This is a genomic window from Bacillus sp. N5-665 (genome assembly GCF_022637375.2).
Lineage (GTDB): Bacteria > Bacillota > Bacilli > Bacillales > Bacillaceae_G > Bacillus_A > Bacillus_A wiedmannii.
In genome coordinates this window covers 3,251,158-3,266,885 of the sequence record NZ_CP093325.1, presented here as the reverse complement: position 1 = coordinate 3,266,885, position 15,728 = coordinate 3,251,158, and the positions used below count along the sequence as shown (strand labels likewise).

The window sequence follows — 15,728 nt, the reverse complement described above, 5'->3', positions numbered from 1 at the left end:
TGCTTGATGTGACAATTCATCGCCTTCTGTTTTCAAAAATAAGAAATTCCACTCATCGTAGACGAGCATACGTAGTAGCAAGTAAGGCCGAAATGATAGGGGGATTCAGATGGAGAAAACGAAGTTACCGTGGGATGAATTTTTTTCACTTAATAAAGATGTGAATCATGCTTTCTTTACGCCAGAAGATTTTTCAGGAGATGAAGATTTAATCGCAAAAACGACAGAACAATTCGTTAAACAAGAAATTGTTCCACAAATAGAGAATATTGAACAACATAATTATAAAGTTTCTCGTCAATTATTTGAGAAAGCTGGAGAACTTGGATTATTAAGTATCGAAGTCCCAGAAGAGTACGGCGGATTTGAGTTAGGAAAGGCAGTTTCAGGGCTTGTAGCAGAAAAAATGGGATATGCTGGTGCATTTAGCGTTTCCTTTAATATACACGCTGGTGTAGGTACATTGCCTTACATATATTACGGAACGAAAGAACAAAAAGAAAAATATTTGCCGAAAATTGCGTCTGGAGAATGGATTGGGGCTTATGCTTTAACTGAGCCAAATGCTGGTTCTGATGCTTTAAGTGCAAAAACGAGTGCAGTATTAAATGAAGATGGTACTGCTTGGAAGTTAAATGGTGAGAAGCAGTGGATTACAAATGCTCATATGGCAGATGTATACGTTGTTTTTGCGAAGACAAATAAAGGAATGACAGCGTTTATTGTCGAAAGAACATGTGAAGGTGTATCCATTGGACTAGAAGAAAAGAAAATGGGGATTAAAGGTTCTTCAACGGCTACTCTAATTTTAGAAGATGTTGTCATCCCTGCTGAAAATGTTTTAGGGGAAGTTGGCAAAGGGCATCACGTAGCTCTTAATATTCTTAACTTCGCTAGACTAAAGCTGGCTTTTGGAAATATTGGAACGGCAAAACAAGCAATTGGTCTGTCGGTACAATATGGAAAAGAGCGAAAACAGTTCCAAACGGAATTAGTAGATTTTACGATGATTCAAGAGAAAATTGCAAATATGATCATTGCTACATATGGAGCAGAAAGTGCAGCCTACCGTACAGCAGGTGTAATTGATGAAGCAATTCATGAGAGTGATGAAGATCTTATGAAGAAAATGTCTCAATTTGCAATTGAATGTGCACTTAATAAAGTAAATGCTTCTGAAACACTTGGTCATATCGTAGATGAAGCTGTACAAATTCATGGTGGTTACGGTTATATGCAAGAGTACGAGGTAGAACGATTATATCGTGACGCTAGAATTAGTCGTATTTTTGAAGGAACGAACGAAATTAATAGATTAACAGTTGCTAAAATGTTAATGAAGCAAATGGAAAAAATTGAAGATACTGAAGTAGAAGTTGATGTAGCAAATGTTGAAAGAAACCATCGTTACATTTTATTAGCGAAAAAATTGTTGAAACAATCTTTGAAAACGCTCTCTAAAACTCCAGGGTTAAAAATTGACCAAGAACAAGAATATTCACGTGTATTATCAAATATGTTAACGGACGTGTACGTCATGGAATCAGCATTTTTACGTACGAGTAAAGCAATTAGTAAAAATGGTGAAGAGAAAGAGCGTACGAAACAAATGATAACTGACGTTATTTGTGAAGAGGGCTATCGTAAAGTAGAAGAAGCAGCGATTTCTATACTTTCAGCGGCTGTCACAGAAGAACAAGATAGACACGTAATTCTAGCTGAAATTCGTCAATTATTAGTGCCTTTATACACGAACGTGTTTACGAAAAAGAGAGAAATTGCGAAAGCTATTATAAATCGCGGAAAGTATATTGTGTAAATAGGAGGAAAGCGATATGAAAAAGATTGGCTTTATCGGTTTAGGTAACATGGGTCTTCCAATGTCTAAAAATTTAGTTAAATCAAGTTACACAGTATACGGTGTGGATTTAAATAAAGAGGCTGAAGCTTCCTTTGAAAATGAAGGAGGAATTATTGGCTTATCAATCTCAAAACTAGCAGAAACATGCGATGTGATTTTTACAAGTTTACCTTCACCTCGCGCTGTTGAAGCGGTGTATTTTGGGGAAGAAGGATTGTTTGAAAATAGCCACTCGAATGTAGTTTTAATTGATACAAGTACTGTATCTCCACAATTAAACAAACAGTTAGAGGAAGCTGCAAAGGAAAAGAAAGTAGACTTTTTAGCAGCACCTGTTAGTGGTGGGGTAATTGGAGCCGAAAACCGTACATTAACGTTTATGGTTGGTGGATCGAAAGAAGTATATGAGAAAACGGAATTGATCATGGGCGTACTAGGCGCGAATGTTTTCCATGTTAGTGAGCAGATTGATAGTGGCACAACAGTTAAATTAATTAATAACCTATTAATTGGTTTTTATACAGCTGGTGTGAGTGAAGCTTTAACATTAGCGAAAAAGAATAATATGGATTTAGATAAAATGTTTGATATTTTAAATGTAAGTTACGGTCAAAGTAGAATTTATGAGCGTAATTATAAAAGTTTCATTGCAACTAAAAACTACGATCCAGGCTTTACTGTGAATTTATTAAAGAAAGATTTAGGATTTGCAGTAGATTTAGCGAAAGAAAGCGAACTGCACTTACCAGTTAGCGAGATGCTATTAAACGTATATGAAGAAGCAAGTGAAGCTGGGTATGGCGAAAACGATATGGCTGCTTTATATAAGAAAGTTAGTGAACAATTAATTTCTAATCAAAAATAAATCATAAAAAGGAGAGAATACAATGATTACAACTGAAATTAAACGGGTAAAAAATCATATTAATGGTGAGTGGGTAGAATCTACTGGTACAGAAGTAGAAGCAGTTCCGAATCCGGCGACTGGAAAAATTATCGCTTACGTTCCGCTATCTCCGAAAGAAGATGTTGAAAAAGCTGTTGAAGCGGCAAAAGCAGCATATGAAACATGGTCTAAAGTACCAGTTCCGAATCGTTCAAGACAATTATACAAATATTTACATATTTTACAAGAAAACAAAGAAGAGCTTGCTAAAATCATTACGCTAGAAAATGGTAAAACATTAACGGATGCAACTGGTGAGGTGCAGCGCGGGATTGAAGCGGTAGAACTTGCAACATCAGCACCAAATTTAATGATGGGACAAGCTCTTCCGAATATTGCTAGCGGCATTGATGGATCGATTTGGCGCTATCCAATTGGAGTTGTTGCTGGTATTACACCGTTTAACTTCCCGATGATGATTCCATTATGGATGTTCCCACTTGCAATTGCTTGCGGTAATACGTTCGTATTAAAAACATCTGAAAGAACGCCACTTTTAGCAGAGCGACTTGTAGAGTTATTCTATGAAGCTGGTTTTCCAAAAGGGGTATTAAATTTAGTACAAGGCGGAAAAGATGTTGTAAATAGCATTTTAGAAAGTAAAGATATTCAAGCTGTTTCGTTCGTTGGCTCTGAGCCAGTAGCTCGTTACGTGTATGAAACAGGTACGAAACACGGGAAACGTGTACAAGCGTTAGCTGGTGCAAAAAACCATGCGATTGTAATGCCAGATTGCAATCTTGAGAAAACAGTGCAAGGTGTAATTGGATCTGCATTCGCAAGTAGTGGAGAGCGCTGCATGGCATGTTCAGTAGTAGCAGTAGTGGATGAAATTGCTGATGAATTCATCGACGTACTAGTAGCAGAGACGAAGAAATTAAAAGTAGGTGACGGTTTCCACGAAGATAATTATGTTGGACCATTAATTCGTGAATCTCATAAAGAGCGCGTATTAGGCTATATTAATAGCGGTGTAGCAGATGGAGCAACTTTATTAGTAGATGGCCGTAAAGTTAAGGAAGAAGTTGGAGAAGGTTACTTTGTAGGTGCGACAATCTTTGATGGTGTAAATCAAGAAATGAAAATTTGGCAAGATGAAATTTTTGCTCCAGTATTAAGCATTGTACGAGTTAAAGATTTAGAAGAAGGTATTAAATTAACAAATCAATCTAAATTTGCAAATGGCGCGGTTATTTATACTTCAAATGGTAAACATGCACAAACGTTCCGTGATAATATCGATGCTGGTATGATCGGTGTAAACGTAAACGTTCCAGCACCAATGGCATTCTTCGCATTTGCAGGAAATAAAGCTTCCTTCTTTGGTGATTTAGGTACAAATGGTACAGATGGCGTTCAATTCTATACACGTAAAAAAGTTGTAACTGAGCGCTGGTTTTAATAGAGAGTAAACAGCCAAATCAGTTGTTAAATGAAAACCACCACTATTAATAGTGGTGGTTTTCGTCTTGTTAATTATTTTTTTCAAAAGCTAGTTTAATACCAAAACCAATTAAGACGATTCCTGTTAAGCCTTGAATATAACGTTGCGTCCTCGGTTTTTTCATAAAAGCACTAATTTTATCAATTAAAAATATATAAAAAGCGAACCAAATAACTGTTAAAACGAGGTAAGTAAGACCCATTACGAGAAGTTGGATAAACGTATTATGATTTGGATTTAAAAATTGCGGTAAAAAGGTTAAAAAGAAGACTGCAACTTTAGGGTTTAATAAATTCGTAAGAAACCCTTGGCGAAAGCAAGAAGTGTGTTCATCTTCATTATTTAAAGATATATCGTTCGTATTAAAGCCTTCTTTGTTTCTTACCGCTAAAAGGGCTTTAATGCCAATATAAATTAAATATAGAGCTCCAACGTACTTGAAAATAGAAAATAAAAGCGCTGACTTTACAATAATTGCGGAAAGTCCGATTACTGCTGCTAAAGTATGAATTAAAAGTGCAACACATGTACCGAACACAGTTTTCACTCCACCCACCTTACCAGCAACCAATGTATTTTTCGTCGCCATTGCAGTATCAGGACCGGGTAAAATAATAAGACAAATAGACATAATGATGAAAAGAAAATAATTTTCAATCATAGTTGCTCCTCCTTTTTTATTTTTAGAATATTTGATTAAAAATAGTGTAGCATACATTTTGATTTAATAAAATTAAATTTTATTAAAAAATATTAAATGAGAAAGAGGCTATATAGTAGTGGAATTCCACTACTATATAGCCTCAATTTTATCCCGCATGACCGGACGAGCGGTGAGGGCTAATAATAAGCGGGTAATGAGCCCCCACTTATTAATGTTTCACCTTATGCATTAAGTAAGTTAAAGAACCGATTTACATCTTCTTCTGAAACATCACTTAATTGCTTATATTTATAATTCGGATTTTGATCTTTATCAACGACAACGGATCGTACTCCTTCGAAGAAATCTTCATGTCTCATGAAATTTTTAGCAAGTACAAGGTCGGTAGCGAAACATTCTTCAACGGATTTATCTTGTCCATCAATAAATTGTTTTAATGTTACTTTTAATGAAATAGGGGATTTTGATAATAGCGTTTCTTTCGCTTTTAAAGCAAAGGAACTTTGAGCTTTCTCCAATGAATGGGTGATTTCTTCAATTGTATCGAATGCAAAATGTGAATTAATTTCTTCTAATGAAGGAGAAAGCTCGCTTTCTAAGTTTGGAGCAGTTGCAAATGTACCAATGACTTCTTTTAAATTAGTATGTACATCATCTTCTTTATGCCAATTTACACTTTCAAGTTCAGTAAGGAAATTTGGTAATGAGTCAGATGTCATAAAGTAATCAGCAGCGTTTATAAATAATACGTCAGAAGCTTTTAAAACAGATGCTGTTAAAGCAACATAGCGGCCAGCAAACCCTGGAGCTTTATTTAAGAAATAAGCAGCACCGACATCTGGGAAGAAGCCGATGTTCATCTCTGGCATTGCCCATTTCGTACGCTCAGTTACAATTCGATATTTCGCACCATTTGTAAGACCGACACCACCGCCCATTACAATTCCATCTAAACAAGCGATGATCGGTTTTTTATATTGATAAATATATGTATCAATTTCATACTCTTCTTCAAAAAAACGTTCCGCATGCTGCAATGCAGTTTCATTTGAACGCGCTTCATAAAGAGTTTTAATGTCGCCGCCTGCACAAAAACCTTTTGTGCCAGCTCCTTTTAATACGATAAGCGCAATTCGCTCATCATTTTCCCACTCTTTCAGTTTTTGCCCAATTGGTTGTAACATGTCATAAGATAAAGAATTAAGTGCTTTTGGGCGGTTTAAAGTAATTGATGCAACGCCGTTTTCACTAACAGAAAATAAAACGTGTTCAGTCATAATTCATCCTCCCTTACATATCTTCTTATTCTTAATTCTTGATACGTATTGAAATGTCCTTTATAAATTTTGTCTAAAGTTGACGGTACGTGTTAATTTGTATACCGCATATTTTGACGAGATATATTTGCAGGATTTCTGAGGTTGAAAATGAATATTACAACATTACTGTAATTGTAATTATTTGAAATTTTCATGATAAACACGCTATTATATATGTATAAATTGTGCATAATCACTTCAAAAAGAGTATTTGAAGTGATTATGATGTAAGAAAAATTGCTTTTCATTAGAAATAGAGAAAGGAGAAATCGGAATGCCAGGACCTTTACTATTGTCGCTGATTATTTTGTCTTCTTTAATGATAGGGATAACGCAGTATTTTCATCATACAGATACGACAGAGGAAGTGAAGGATAAAGTACGACTTGTATTTCCGATTTTTATCATATCTATTTCTTTTTGCATTTTATTAAATAAGGATGGGTACATTATCGCAGTATTTTCATTTTTTGTAGCGATCGTTTTCATTACAGTTTTATATTATGTAATGAAAGACTTTATACAAAAATAAAGATGTCATATTAGACATTTTTATTTTTACAATAAATAAAATTTCACATACCGTATTATATGTAAAAATAAAAAACATATAGCGATAGAAAAGTGTGTACTTTGCCGTGTATTTACTTGTCAATCTTGCATAGCCAATATACTATTAATAGTGTAGAGATTAGAAAAAGGGGTTGTATCTGTCATGAAATTTGAGATGCACACAAAAATTATTTCAAATGAAAAAGAAGTAAGATTACATATAGAAGAAAACATATTTCAATTAAAATTGGATGGTTATCACTTATTTACAGTTCAAGAAATATTGCCTTTATATAAATCAAATGAAGAAAGAATTGGTAGTGCAATGATACAAAAGTTAGAGTGGGAAAACGGAAAAACTACAATAAACTATCAACTCGTATCACTAAAATCAGTAAATTAAAAGGAGCAGGAAACTATGAAGTTATTTCATACAGCGGATTGGCATTTAGGAAAGCTCGTTCATGGCGTGTATATGACTGAAGATCAAAAGATTGTATTAGATCAGTTTGTACAAGCTGTTGAAGAAGAAAAACCAGATGCCGTAATTATTGCAGGGGATTTATATGACCGAGCAATTCCACCTACGGAAGCAGTAGACTTATTAAATGATGTTTTACAAAAAATAGTGATTGATTTACAAACACCAGTTATTGCGGTTGCAGGAAACCATGATAGTCCAGATCGTATTCATTTTGGAAGTAGTTTAATGAAGAAACAAGGATTATTTATTGTGGGACAATTTCAATTTCCATATGAGCCAATTATATTAAATGATGAATATGGCGAGGTTCACTTCCATCTCGTTCCATATGCGGATCCAAGCATAGTTAGACATGTTTTGAAAAACGAAGATGTACGTTCTCATGATGATGCGATGCGTATTTTTATGAATGAGCTTTCTGAAACGATGGATAAAGAAGCAAGACACGTATTTGTTGGTCATGCATTTGTGACTTCTGCGGGAGAAGCGGAAGAGAATACAAGTGATGCAGAACGACCACTTTCAATTGGTGGTGCTGAATACGTAAATAGTCATTATTTTGATAAGTTTCATTACACAGCGCTTGGACATTTACATCAAGCGCATTTCGTACGTAATGAGACAATTCGATATTCAGGTTCTCCACTTGCATATTCTATTTCTGAAGAAAAACATAAAAAAGGATATTATAAGGTGGAACTGGACGAGCAAGGTGAAGCAACAATTGAAAAAAGGTTACTTGCACCACGTCGTAAAATGCGAACAGTAGAAGCGAAAATAGATGAATTATTACAACATCCAGTAAGTGAAGATTACGTGTTTGTAAAATTATTAGATGAAAATCCTGTCTTGCAGCCAATGGAAAAAATACGCTCTGTATATCCAAATGCAATGCATGTTGAAAGATCTATTCAAAGACGAGAGTTCACAGAGTCAAATGAAGTAACTGTTTCAAGACATAAAACGGATGATTTATCGTTATTAAAGGCTTTTTATAAAGAAATGAAAGGCTTAGATTTATCAGAAGAGAAAGAACGTCTATTTGTAGAAGTACTACAAACAGTGCAAGAACGGGAAGGTGAACGAGGATGAGACCGATTCAGCTAATTATGACAGCATTTGGGCCATATAAACAGAAAGAAGTAATCGATTTTAACGATCTTGGAGATCATCGTATTTTCGCCATTTCTGGGAATACAGGAGCTGGAAAGACAACGATTTTTGATGCGATTTGTTATGTGTTATATGGTGAGGCAAGCGGAGAAGAACGTAGTGATACGAGCATGCTTCGCAGTCAATTTGCTGATGATAATATGTATACAAGTGTAGAACTAACCTTTCAGTTAAAAGGGAAACGTTATGAAATAAAACGACAACTTGGACATAAAAAACAAGGGAACAAGACAATTACGGGACATGCAGTAGAACTATATGAAGTGATTGATGAAGAAAATGTTCCAGCTGTTGATCGTTTCCATGTAACGGATGTAAATAAAAAAGTGGAAGATTTAATTGGTTTAAGTAAACATCAATTTAGCCAAATTGTTATGTTACCACAAGGGGAATTCCGAAAACTATTAACATCTGAGACAGAAAACAAAGAAGAAATTTTACGTCGAATTTTTAAAACGGATCGTTATAAGTTAATGCGTGAGTTACTTGATCAAAAACGAAAACAATGGAAAGACGTTTTACAAGAAAAGCAGAAAGAGCGAGAGTTATACTTCCGTAATGTTTTTAAATTACCAATCCGCGATGGAGCATTATTAGAGACATTAGTGGAACAAGAACATGTAAACACGCATCAAGTAGTAGAAGCATTAGAACAAGAAACAGCTGCGTATAAGGTAGAGGTTGAGCAATTACAACTAGAACAAGATGTTCAAACGAAGCAATTAAAAGATGCTGAAACTCGTTTTCATACAGCGAAATCTGTAAATGAGAAATTTATAGATTTACAACAAAAGAATGAGAAATATAATACTTTACAGGAAAATCGTACCGTTATTGAAATGAAAGAAACATCTTTTAAACGTGCGGAAGAAGCGAAGCGCTTATTACCATTTGAACAATGGTATGAAGAAGCAATGCAAAATGAGCAGAAGGCTGAAAGTTTGTTAAAACAAATAATCGCCAAAAAAGAAAATATAACGAGTAGCTTTGAACTTGCTCAGGAGAAATATGAAGCAGTAAAGAATAAAGAACCTGAGAGAGAAAATGCAAAAAAACTTGTTCAAAGATTAGAAGAGTTACAACCGATTATTGCATCATTGGCTGAGAAACAATTGAATTTAAAAAATGCAGAACTTCAAGTAGGGAAACTAAAAGAAAGTATGCAAAACTTAGATCGACAATTAGAGGAGCATACAAATCAAAAACAGCTAATGTCTGGTGAATTACAGCAATTAGAACGAGCACTTGAGCAATATGTAGCTAAAGTAGAAGAACTAACGAATATGCGAGAAGATGCAAAAGTTTTAAAGCAAGCATATGATGTTTGGCAAGAAAAACAAAAATTCGAGAACGAAAAAGAAGCGGCATACAATAAGATGCAAATGGCAGTGAACGCATATGAAAATATGGAACGCCGCTGGTTAAGTGAACAAGCTGGTATATTAGCTCTTCATTTACATGATGGTGGATCTTGTCCAGTATGCGGTAGTACGAACCATCCGAAAAAAGCTATAGAACAAAGTAATGCGATCGATGAAAATGAGTTAAATGATTTAAGAGACAAGAAGAATATTGCTGAAAAGTTACATGTTCAATTAGAGGAGAAATGGAATTTCTATCATCTTCAATATGAGCAGGTAATAGAAGATGTTAAGAAGCGAGGCTATCGCTCGGAAGAATTAGTTGAAACATATAGTGCGCTTGTTCAAAAGGGAAAGCAATTAGCAACTGAAGTGAATACGTTAAAAGCAAGCGAAGAAACGCGTAAGCAAACTGCTGTGAATATAAAAAGCGTAGAAGAAAAAATAGATGCACTTCAAAAGCAAAAGCGTGAGGTAGAAACAGAGCAGCACCGTATAGAAATGGAGTGTATGCAGCTTCGTACGTCATATGAACATGATAAGAAAAATATTCCTGAAAACTTACAAACAGTCCAAGCTTGGAAAGTCCAGTTTGACCAAGCTATGCATGAACTCAAATTAATGGAGGACGAATGGAAGAAAGTGCAGGAAGCGTATCAACATTGGCAAAATGAAAATATACGAATTCAAGCAGAACAGGAAAGTGCTTCTAATCAATTTGAAAGTACAAAATTAAAGAAAGAAGAGACGTTTACGCGCTTTATGAAAGAGCTTGAACAGAGCGGATTTACAGATCAATCCACGTATAAAGAAGCTAAATTAAGTGATATTGAGATGGAGATGTTACAAAAAGAAATTCAAAGTTATTATTCATCTCTTGAAGTGCTTGCAAAACAAATTGAAGAGTTACATGCTGAATTAAAAGATAAAGAGTACATGGATATTACGGCGTTAGGTGAACACATAATAGAATTACAAATTAATCTCGATATAATAAAAGAAAAACGCCAACGTGCGCAAACTGCGGTAACATATATTTCTGATTTACATGAAAACATTAGACGAATTGATGAACAAATTCATGAGGAAGAAAAAGCTTTCCAAGAACTTGTTGATTTATATGAAGTAATGAAAGGTGATAACGAAAGCCGTATATCATTTGAACGTTACATCTTAATTGAGTATTTAGAACAAATTGTTCAAATTGCAAACGAACGATTACGTAAATTATCAAATGGACAATTTTATTTAAAACGAAGTGAACGAGTTGAGAAGAGAAATCGTCAAAGTGGATTAGGCTTAGATGTATACGACGCATATACAGGTCAAACACGCGATGTAAAAACATTATCTGGCGGTGAGAAATTTAATGCATCACTTTGTTTAGCGCTTGGAATGGCAGACGTCATTCAATCGTATGAAGGTGGTATTTCCATCGAAACGATGTTTATCGACGAAGGTTTTGGTTCATTAGATGAGGAGTCATTAACAAAAGCAGTTGACGCCTTAATTGACTTACAAAAATCAGGCCGATTTATCGGTGTCATTTCACACGTTCAAGAGCTGAAAAACGCAATGCCGGCTGTATTAGAAGTAACGAAGCAGAAGGATGGTTGTAGTCAGACGAAGTTTGTGGTGAAGTAAGTTCAATTGTAATTCATGCACAAAGTATTGTTTGCGATTTTCTAGTAAAGAACTTATGAACAAACAAATGCCGTCTCTTTTTAGAGACGGCATTTGTTTGTTATTCAGAATTAAATAATTCACCTAAGAGTTATCTGTAGAAGGCGGTGTATTTTCCAAGCGATTATATGTTTTAAAGGCCGAAATTGCCGAGATAACACCACCTACTAAAAATAAAGCTGATCCACCGACCAATATGATACGACTGACATATGTTTCGCGCGCTTCTTCAACTTCTTCTTGTAACATTGTTGGCATTTGAAATCCCCCTAAACAACATTTATTTTGTAGATAGTATATACAAACGCCTAAAATATGTTAAAATCACTGGATAGTATTATGAGGAAGTATATAGTTAGATGTGAATTGTTTGAAAAATCTTCATTATAAATATATGCTAACTTCACATAGAGCACATATTAACATTGTATTATGTATATGTACCAAATAAATAAAGTGAATTGTATTTCGTTCTGTTTTTAAAAATTTAAAATTCTATTATTTTTATATAAAGGTTTCTTGTCGGAGTTTTAAATATTTTGGAAATAGATCTAAATAAGAGAAATTCATATAAAAGGGGAATGTCTTATGACAACATATACGAGTGAAATGAGAAAAAGTTTAGTTTCAGAAGAAGATGTAGATATTTTAAAAATTATGGCTCACCCAATCCGATTACAAATTGTAAATGAATTAAGTACGAGAAAAACATGTAATGTAACGCAATTAACAGAATTACTAAATATTCCACAATCGACTGTTTCGCAACATTTATCAAAAATGAAAGGTAAAGTGTTACGAGCTGAGAGAAGGGGCTTAGAAATTTATTATCATATTAATAATTTAAAAGCGAGTAAGATTGTAAGTGTTTTAGGATATATAAACTAATGAAGTATTTTCATATAAAATAGCCGCTGCTGGTGAGCAGGGGCTATTTTTTGTTGTTTTATGTATTCGTATTTAAAATTTTATAGTTTTTATGATTTACAATCGTTCGATCAAATTCAAAAGTACCACCGCTTACATTTGTAATTTCAACTAAGACCGATTCAGTATAAAGTTTTAATACAGATCCTGTAATCTTTAAATTATTTCGTTGAAAAAGTATAGTATCCCCTACGTTTGCTTTCATAGTACCTCCTCATTAAAGACAGAAATATTTTTTTATTATATATATTAAACCACGTATAGATATATTAGTGAATATTTAGTTTTATTTATCAATAAAATATTTTTTATTTTATAAAAAATAAAGTGCATCGTAGTGTGAAAATAGTTTTTTTTGTTTGCATAGGTAAATCGAAATATCGCAATATAGGTATCGTATAACTTGAGACATAATTTTTATAAAGAGAGATGATAAAACAGCTGTAAGTCGTATTGATGCAAAACATTATAATAGCTACTTACGTATTTAATAATTCGTTTTTTGTATTTCGACCTTCGTTTTCTGTAACTGATTCCATATTTTTGACGCTCTATCTTGTAAGTGCTTACATAAGCGGGGACATCTTATACAATGAAGGTGTTAAATCAAATGAGGTGACCAATATGAACATAAAAAAAGAAAATTTAGCTAATAGCATTGAAATAGAAAGAGGAGGCGGAATGATATGAAAAAATCAAAAGTTAATCCATGGCTTGTTGTCCTTGGCACAGTCATAGTACAAATGGGACTTGGGACGATATATACATGGAGTTTATTCAATCAGCCTTTAGTTAGTAAATACGGTTGGAGCCTAAACGCTGTTGCTATAACTTTCTCAATTACTAGTCTTTCCTTAGCATTTTCAACTTTATTTGCGAGTAAATTGCAAGAAAAATGGGGACTGCGTAAACTTATTATGATAGCTGGACTAGCATTAGGACTAGGATTAATACTTAGTTCACAAGCTTCCTCATTAATATTGCTTTATGTACTAGCAGGGGTTGTTGTAGGTTATGCAGATGGTACAGCATATATCACTTCATTATCCAATTTAATAAAGTGGTTTCCAAAGCGTAAAGGTTTAATTGCTGGTATTTCTGTCTCTGCATATGGTTCGGGTAGCTTAATCTTTAAATACGTTAACGCACAGTTAATTGAATCAGTTGGTGTATCACAAGCGTTTATATACTGGGGTTTAATTGTTACAGCTATGATTGTCCTTGGTGCTTGTTTAATCCATCAAGCTGCAGATCAAGGAGCAGTTCATGAAACAAAAACTCAGGAATATACAACGAAAGAAATGTTAGGCACAAAACAAGTATACTTATTATTTATTATGTTATTTACATCATGTATGAGTGGCTTATACTTAATTGGTATGGTAAAAGACATTGGTGTTCAACTTGTAGGGCTTAGCGCAGCGACAGCAGCTAATGCGGTGGCTATGGTTGCAATCTTCAATACATTAGGTCGTATTATTTTAGGACCGTTATCAGATAAAATCGGCCGTTTAAAAATCGTTACTGGTACATTTGTTGTTATGGCAGCTTCAGTCTTGGTTTTAAGTTTCGTAGATTTAAATTATGGTATCTACTTCGTATGTGTAGCAAGCGTAGCGTTTTGCTTTGGTGGAAATATCACTATTTTCCCAGCTATCGTTGGTGATTTCTACGGTATGAAAAACCATAGTAAGAACTACGGGATTGTGTATCAAGGATTTGGATTTGGAGCACTTGCAGGTTCCTTTATCGGTGCACTTCTAGGTGGATTCAAACCAACCTTCATGGTGATCGGTGTATTATGTGTCGTATCATTTGTTATCGCAATTTTAATTCAAGCACCTAAGCAGAAAAAAGAACAAGAAGAAGAGTATCGCAGCGTAGCATAAGTATATAAATCTTCTATCACACTATAAATACGAAAAAGCATCCTATTAAATAGGGTGCTTTTTTTATGAATGATTGTAACGAGGTTATATAACATTTGGGATTTTTTGAGACAAAAAAGTGAGTGAAATGCCTATTTGGATTATATTGGAATATCAAAAAATGATACATCATATTCGAAATACGTCTTAAATCTTAAATTATAAACAAGACATACATCAGTAATTGCAAGATATATTTTCAGAAAAATGTTGAGAAAATATATACTTGGTTTTTTGATAAGGCTTTGTAAAGGAAGGTATCTACAGTTAGTCTTCTACAAGTTTAAAAAGAGGAGTATGAATTAAATGTGTAATGTAAGTACTTATTAATGCTTTTAGATGTAATTGTGTTGAGAATCATTAAATTATTTTATCTGAAAAATAAAAATAGGTTGACAAGTTTATTGAGAAAGATTATCATTTCGGTGTAAGAATATTAAATGAAAAACATTATCAATGAATAATATTTTGATGAAAAGTACACTTGACCAATTAGTTTAGTAAGTGTATTATTTTTTACATCAATAATGATAATCATTATCATTATTTGTTTAATTAGATTAATTTTCAAATGAAAGGATAGAGGAAATGAACATAGGGGAATTTGATGGGAAAACGGTTTTAGTAACTGGTGCAGCGCAAGGTATAGGTAGTGTTGTAGCAAACATGTTTTTAGAAAGAGGAGCTACAGTTATTGGGGCTGATCAAACTGAAGAGGGGTTAAACGTACTCTTAAATGAAAATGAATTAAATGAAACACGTGTGAAAACCTTTCGTTTAGATGTGAGTGATAGTGCCGCTGTTGAAGAAGTAGTAGAACGGATTGAAAATGATATAGCACCGATAGATATATTAGTAAATGTTGCAGGGGTTTTACGTATGGGAGCGATTCACTCTTTAAGTGATGAAGATTGGAATAAAACATTCTCTGTAAATTCTACAGGAGTTTTCTATATGTGCCGAGCAGTAAGTAAATATATGATGCAAAGAAAGTCAGGGGCAATTGTTACAGTTGGCTCAAATGCGGCAAATACTCCGAGAATGGAGATGGCTGCGTATGCTGCATCAAAAGCTGCAACGACGATGTTTATGAAATGTTTAGGGTTAGAACTTGCAGCATACAATATTCGCTGTAACTTAGTTTCTCCAGGTTCTACTGAAACTGAAATGCAAAGATTATTATGGGCTGATGAGAATGGAGCTGAAAATATAATTGCTGGTTCTCAAAATACATATAGACTCGGTATTCCGTTACAAAAAATTGCACAACCTTCAGAAATTGCTGAAGCAGTATTGTTTTTAGCCTCTGATAAAGCGAGTCATATTACAATGCACAATTTATGTGTCGATGGCGGAGCTACATTAGGAGTTTAATAAAAAATTCAG

The 15,728-nt window shown here is 34.1% G+C and carries 14 protein-coding genes; 10 read left to right on the top strand and 4 right to left on the bottom strand.

The features are described from left to right. The first annotated feature begins 109 nt into the window (after positions 1–109). The 3 genes from MNO09_RS19300 to MNO09_RS19290 are packed head-to-tail and all read left to right on the top strand — an operon-like array spanning position 110 to position 4,209. The gene (locus MNO09_RS19300) at positions 110–1,819 is read left to right on the top strand and encodes an acyl-CoA dehydrogenase FadE (protein WP_000416018.1); all 1,710 of its coding nucleotides are present in this window, start codon (positions 110–112) and stop codon (positions 1,817–1,819) included. Between the two features lie 16 nt (positions 1,820–1,835). Next, positions 1,836–2,726 carry an NAD(P)-dependent oxidoreductase gene (locus tag MNO09_RS19295; RefSeq protein ID WP_088107139.1) on the top strand — a complete coding sequence of 297 codons (891 nt, stop codon included), beginning with the start codon at positions 1,836–1,838 and terminating at the stop codon, positions 2,724–2,726. 22 nt (positions 2,727–2,748) lie between these two features. Further along, a complete protein-coding gene (locus MNO09_RS19290) occupies positions 2,749–4,209 on the top strand; it encodes a CoA-acylating methylmalonate-semialdehyde dehydrogenase (protein WP_088107140.1) in 1,461 nt (486 codons plus the stop codon). Between the two features lie 70 nt (positions 4,210–4,279). Here MNO09_RS19290 and MNO09_RS19285 read toward each other — a convergent pair whose 3' ends face one another. Both MNO09_RS19285 and MNO09_RS19280 read right to left on the bottom strand, forming a co-directional pair. Further along, on the bottom strand, positions 4,280–4,912 hold the full coding sequence (locus MNO09_RS19285) for a LysE family translocator (protein WP_000572332.1): 633 nt from the start codon (positions 4,910–4,912) through the stop codon (positions 4,280–4,282). 224 nt (positions 4,913–5,136) lie between these two features. After that, positions 5,137–6,192 (bottom strand): enoyl-CoA hydratase/isomerase family protein, encoded by a 1,056-nt coding sequence (locus MNO09_RS19280; protein WP_000134917.1) that lies wholly within the window; start codon positions 6,190–6,192, stop codon positions 5,137–5,139. A 316-nt stretch (positions 6,193–6,508) separates the two neighbouring features. Here MNO09_RS19280 and MNO09_RS19275 point away from each other — a divergent pair, with 316 nt between their 5' ends. The 4 genes from MNO09_RS19275 (at position 6,509) to MNO09_RS19260 (ending at position 11,448) form a co-directional block, all read left to right on the top strand. Continuing rightward, positions 6,509–6,766 (top strand): hypothetical protein, encoded by a 258-nt coding sequence (locus MNO09_RS19275; RefSeq protein WP_001119403.1) that lies wholly within the window; start codon positions 6,509–6,511, stop codon positions 6,764–6,766. 183 nt (positions 6,767–6,949) lie between these two features. After that, complete coding sequence (locus MNO09_RS19270; protein ID WP_000667347.1) at positions 6,950–7,189, top strand: DUF2584 family protein; 240 nt, start codon at positions 6,950–6,952, stop codon at positions 7,187–7,189. Between the two features lie 15 nt (positions 7,190–7,204). Continuing rightward, entirely contained in the window at positions 7,205–8,362 is a 1,158-nt protein-coding gene (locus MNO09_RS19265; RefSeq protein WP_000765143.1) for an exonuclease SbcCD subunit D, read from the top strand. Further along, complete coding sequence (locus tag MNO09_RS19260; protein WP_088107141.1) at positions 8,359–11,448, top strand: AAA family ATPase; 3,090 nt, start codon at positions 8,359–8,361, stop codon at positions 11,446–11,448. Before MNO09_RS19265 ends, MNO09_RS19260 begins: the two co-directional genes overlap by 4 nt. Positions 11,449–11,571: 123 nt before the next feature. Here the strand turns inward: MNO09_RS19260 and MNO09_RS19255 are convergent, their stop codons facing one another. Further along, complete coding sequence (locus MNO09_RS19255; protein ID WP_001142748.1) at positions 11,572–11,745, bottom strand: hypothetical protein; 174 nt, start codon at positions 11,743–11,745, stop codon at positions 11,572–11,574. A gap of 330 nt (positions 11,746–12,075) precedes the next feature. Between MNO09_RS19255 and MNO09_RS19250 the strand changes: the two genes are divergently transcribed. Continuing rightward, positions 12,076–12,375 (top strand): ArsR/SmtB family transcription factor, encoded by a 300-nt coding sequence (locus MNO09_RS19250; protein WP_000214798.1) that lies wholly within the window; start codon positions 12,076–12,078, stop codon positions 12,373–12,375. 58 nt (positions 12,376–12,433) lie between these two features. Here MNO09_RS19250 and MNO09_RS19245 read toward each other — a convergent pair whose 3' ends face one another. Further along, positions 12,434–12,619, bottom strand: a complete 186-nt coding sequence (locus MNO09_RS19245) for a YkvS family protein (protein WP_000646791.1) — start codon at positions 12,617–12,619, stop codon at positions 12,434–12,436. A 481-nt stretch (positions 12,620–13,100) separates the two neighbouring features. Here MNO09_RS19245 and MNO09_RS19240 point away from each other — a divergent pair, with 481 nt between their 5' ends. Next, on the top strand, positions 13,101–14,303 hold the full coding sequence (locus MNO09_RS19240) for an L-lactate MFS transporter (RefSeq protein ID WP_088107142.1): 1,203 nt from the start codon (positions 13,101–13,103) through the stop codon (positions 14,301–14,303). A 627-nt stretch (positions 14,304–14,930) separates the two neighbouring features. Further along, a complete protein-coding gene (gene dhbA, locus MNO09_RS19235) occupies positions 14,931–15,716 on the top strand; it encodes a 2,3-dihydro-2,3-dihydroxybenzoate dehydrogenase (RefSeq protein WP_001020439.1) in 786 nt (261 codons plus the stop codon). Positions 15,717–15,728: the final 12 nt, after the last annotated feature.

Excerpts from the sequence above, each read along its gene's own strand:
- MNO09_RS19300 (WP_000416018.1), top strand. The coding sequence starts at position 110 with ATGGAGAAAACGAAGTTACCGTGGGATGAATTTTTTTCACTTAATAAA.
- MNO09_RS19295 (WP_088107139.1), top strand. The coding sequence starts at position 1,836 with ATGAAAAAGATTGGCTTTATCGGTTTAGGTAACATGGGTCTTCCAATG.
- MNO09_RS19290 (WP_088107140.1), top strand. The coding sequence starts at position 2,749 with ATGATTACAACTGAAATTAAACGGGTAAAAAATCATATTAATGGTGAG.
- MNO09_RS19285 (WP_000572332.1), bottom strand. The coding sequence starts at position 4,912 with ATGATTGAAAATTATTTTCTTTTCATCATTATGTCTATTTGTCTTATT.
- MNO09_RS19280 (WP_000134917.1), bottom strand. The coding sequence starts at position 6,192 with ATGACTGAACACGTTTTATTTTCTGTTAGTGAAAACGGCGTTGCATCA.
- MNO09_RS19275 (WP_001119403.1), top strand. The coding sequence starts at position 6,509 with ATGCCAGGACCTTTACTATTGTCGCTGATTATTTTGTCTTCTTTAATG.
- MNO09_RS19270 (WP_000667347.1), top strand. The coding sequence starts at position 6,950 with ATGAAATTTGAGATGCACACAAAAATTATTTCAAATGAAAAAGAAGTA.
- MNO09_RS19265 (WP_000765143.1), top strand. The coding sequence starts at position 7,205 with ATGAAGTTATTTCATACAGCGGATTGGCATTTAGGAAAGCTCGTTCAT.
- MNO09_RS19260 (WP_088107141.1), top strand. The coding sequence starts at position 8,359 with ATGAGACCGATTCAGCTAATTATGACAGCATTTGGGCCATATAAACAG.
- MNO09_RS19255 (WP_001142748.1), bottom strand. The coding sequence starts at position 11,745 with ATGCCAACAATGTTACAAGAAGAAGTTGAAGAAGCGCGCGAAACATAT.
- MNO09_RS19250 (WP_000214798.1), top strand. The coding sequence starts at position 12,076 with ATGACAACATATACGAGTGAAATGAGAAAAAGTTTAGTTTCAGAAGAA.
- MNO09_RS19245 (WP_000646791.1), bottom strand. The coding sequence starts at position 12,619 with ATGAAAGCAAACGTAGGGGATACTATACTTTTTCAACGAAATAATTTA.
- MNO09_RS19240 (WP_088107142.1), top strand. The coding sequence starts at position 13,101 with ATGAAAAAATCAAAAGTTAATCCATGGCTTGTTGTCCTTGGCACAGTC.
- dhbA (WP_001020439.1), top strand. The coding sequence starts at position 14,931 with ATGAACATAGGGGAATTTGATGGGAAAACGGTTTTAGTAACTGGTGCA.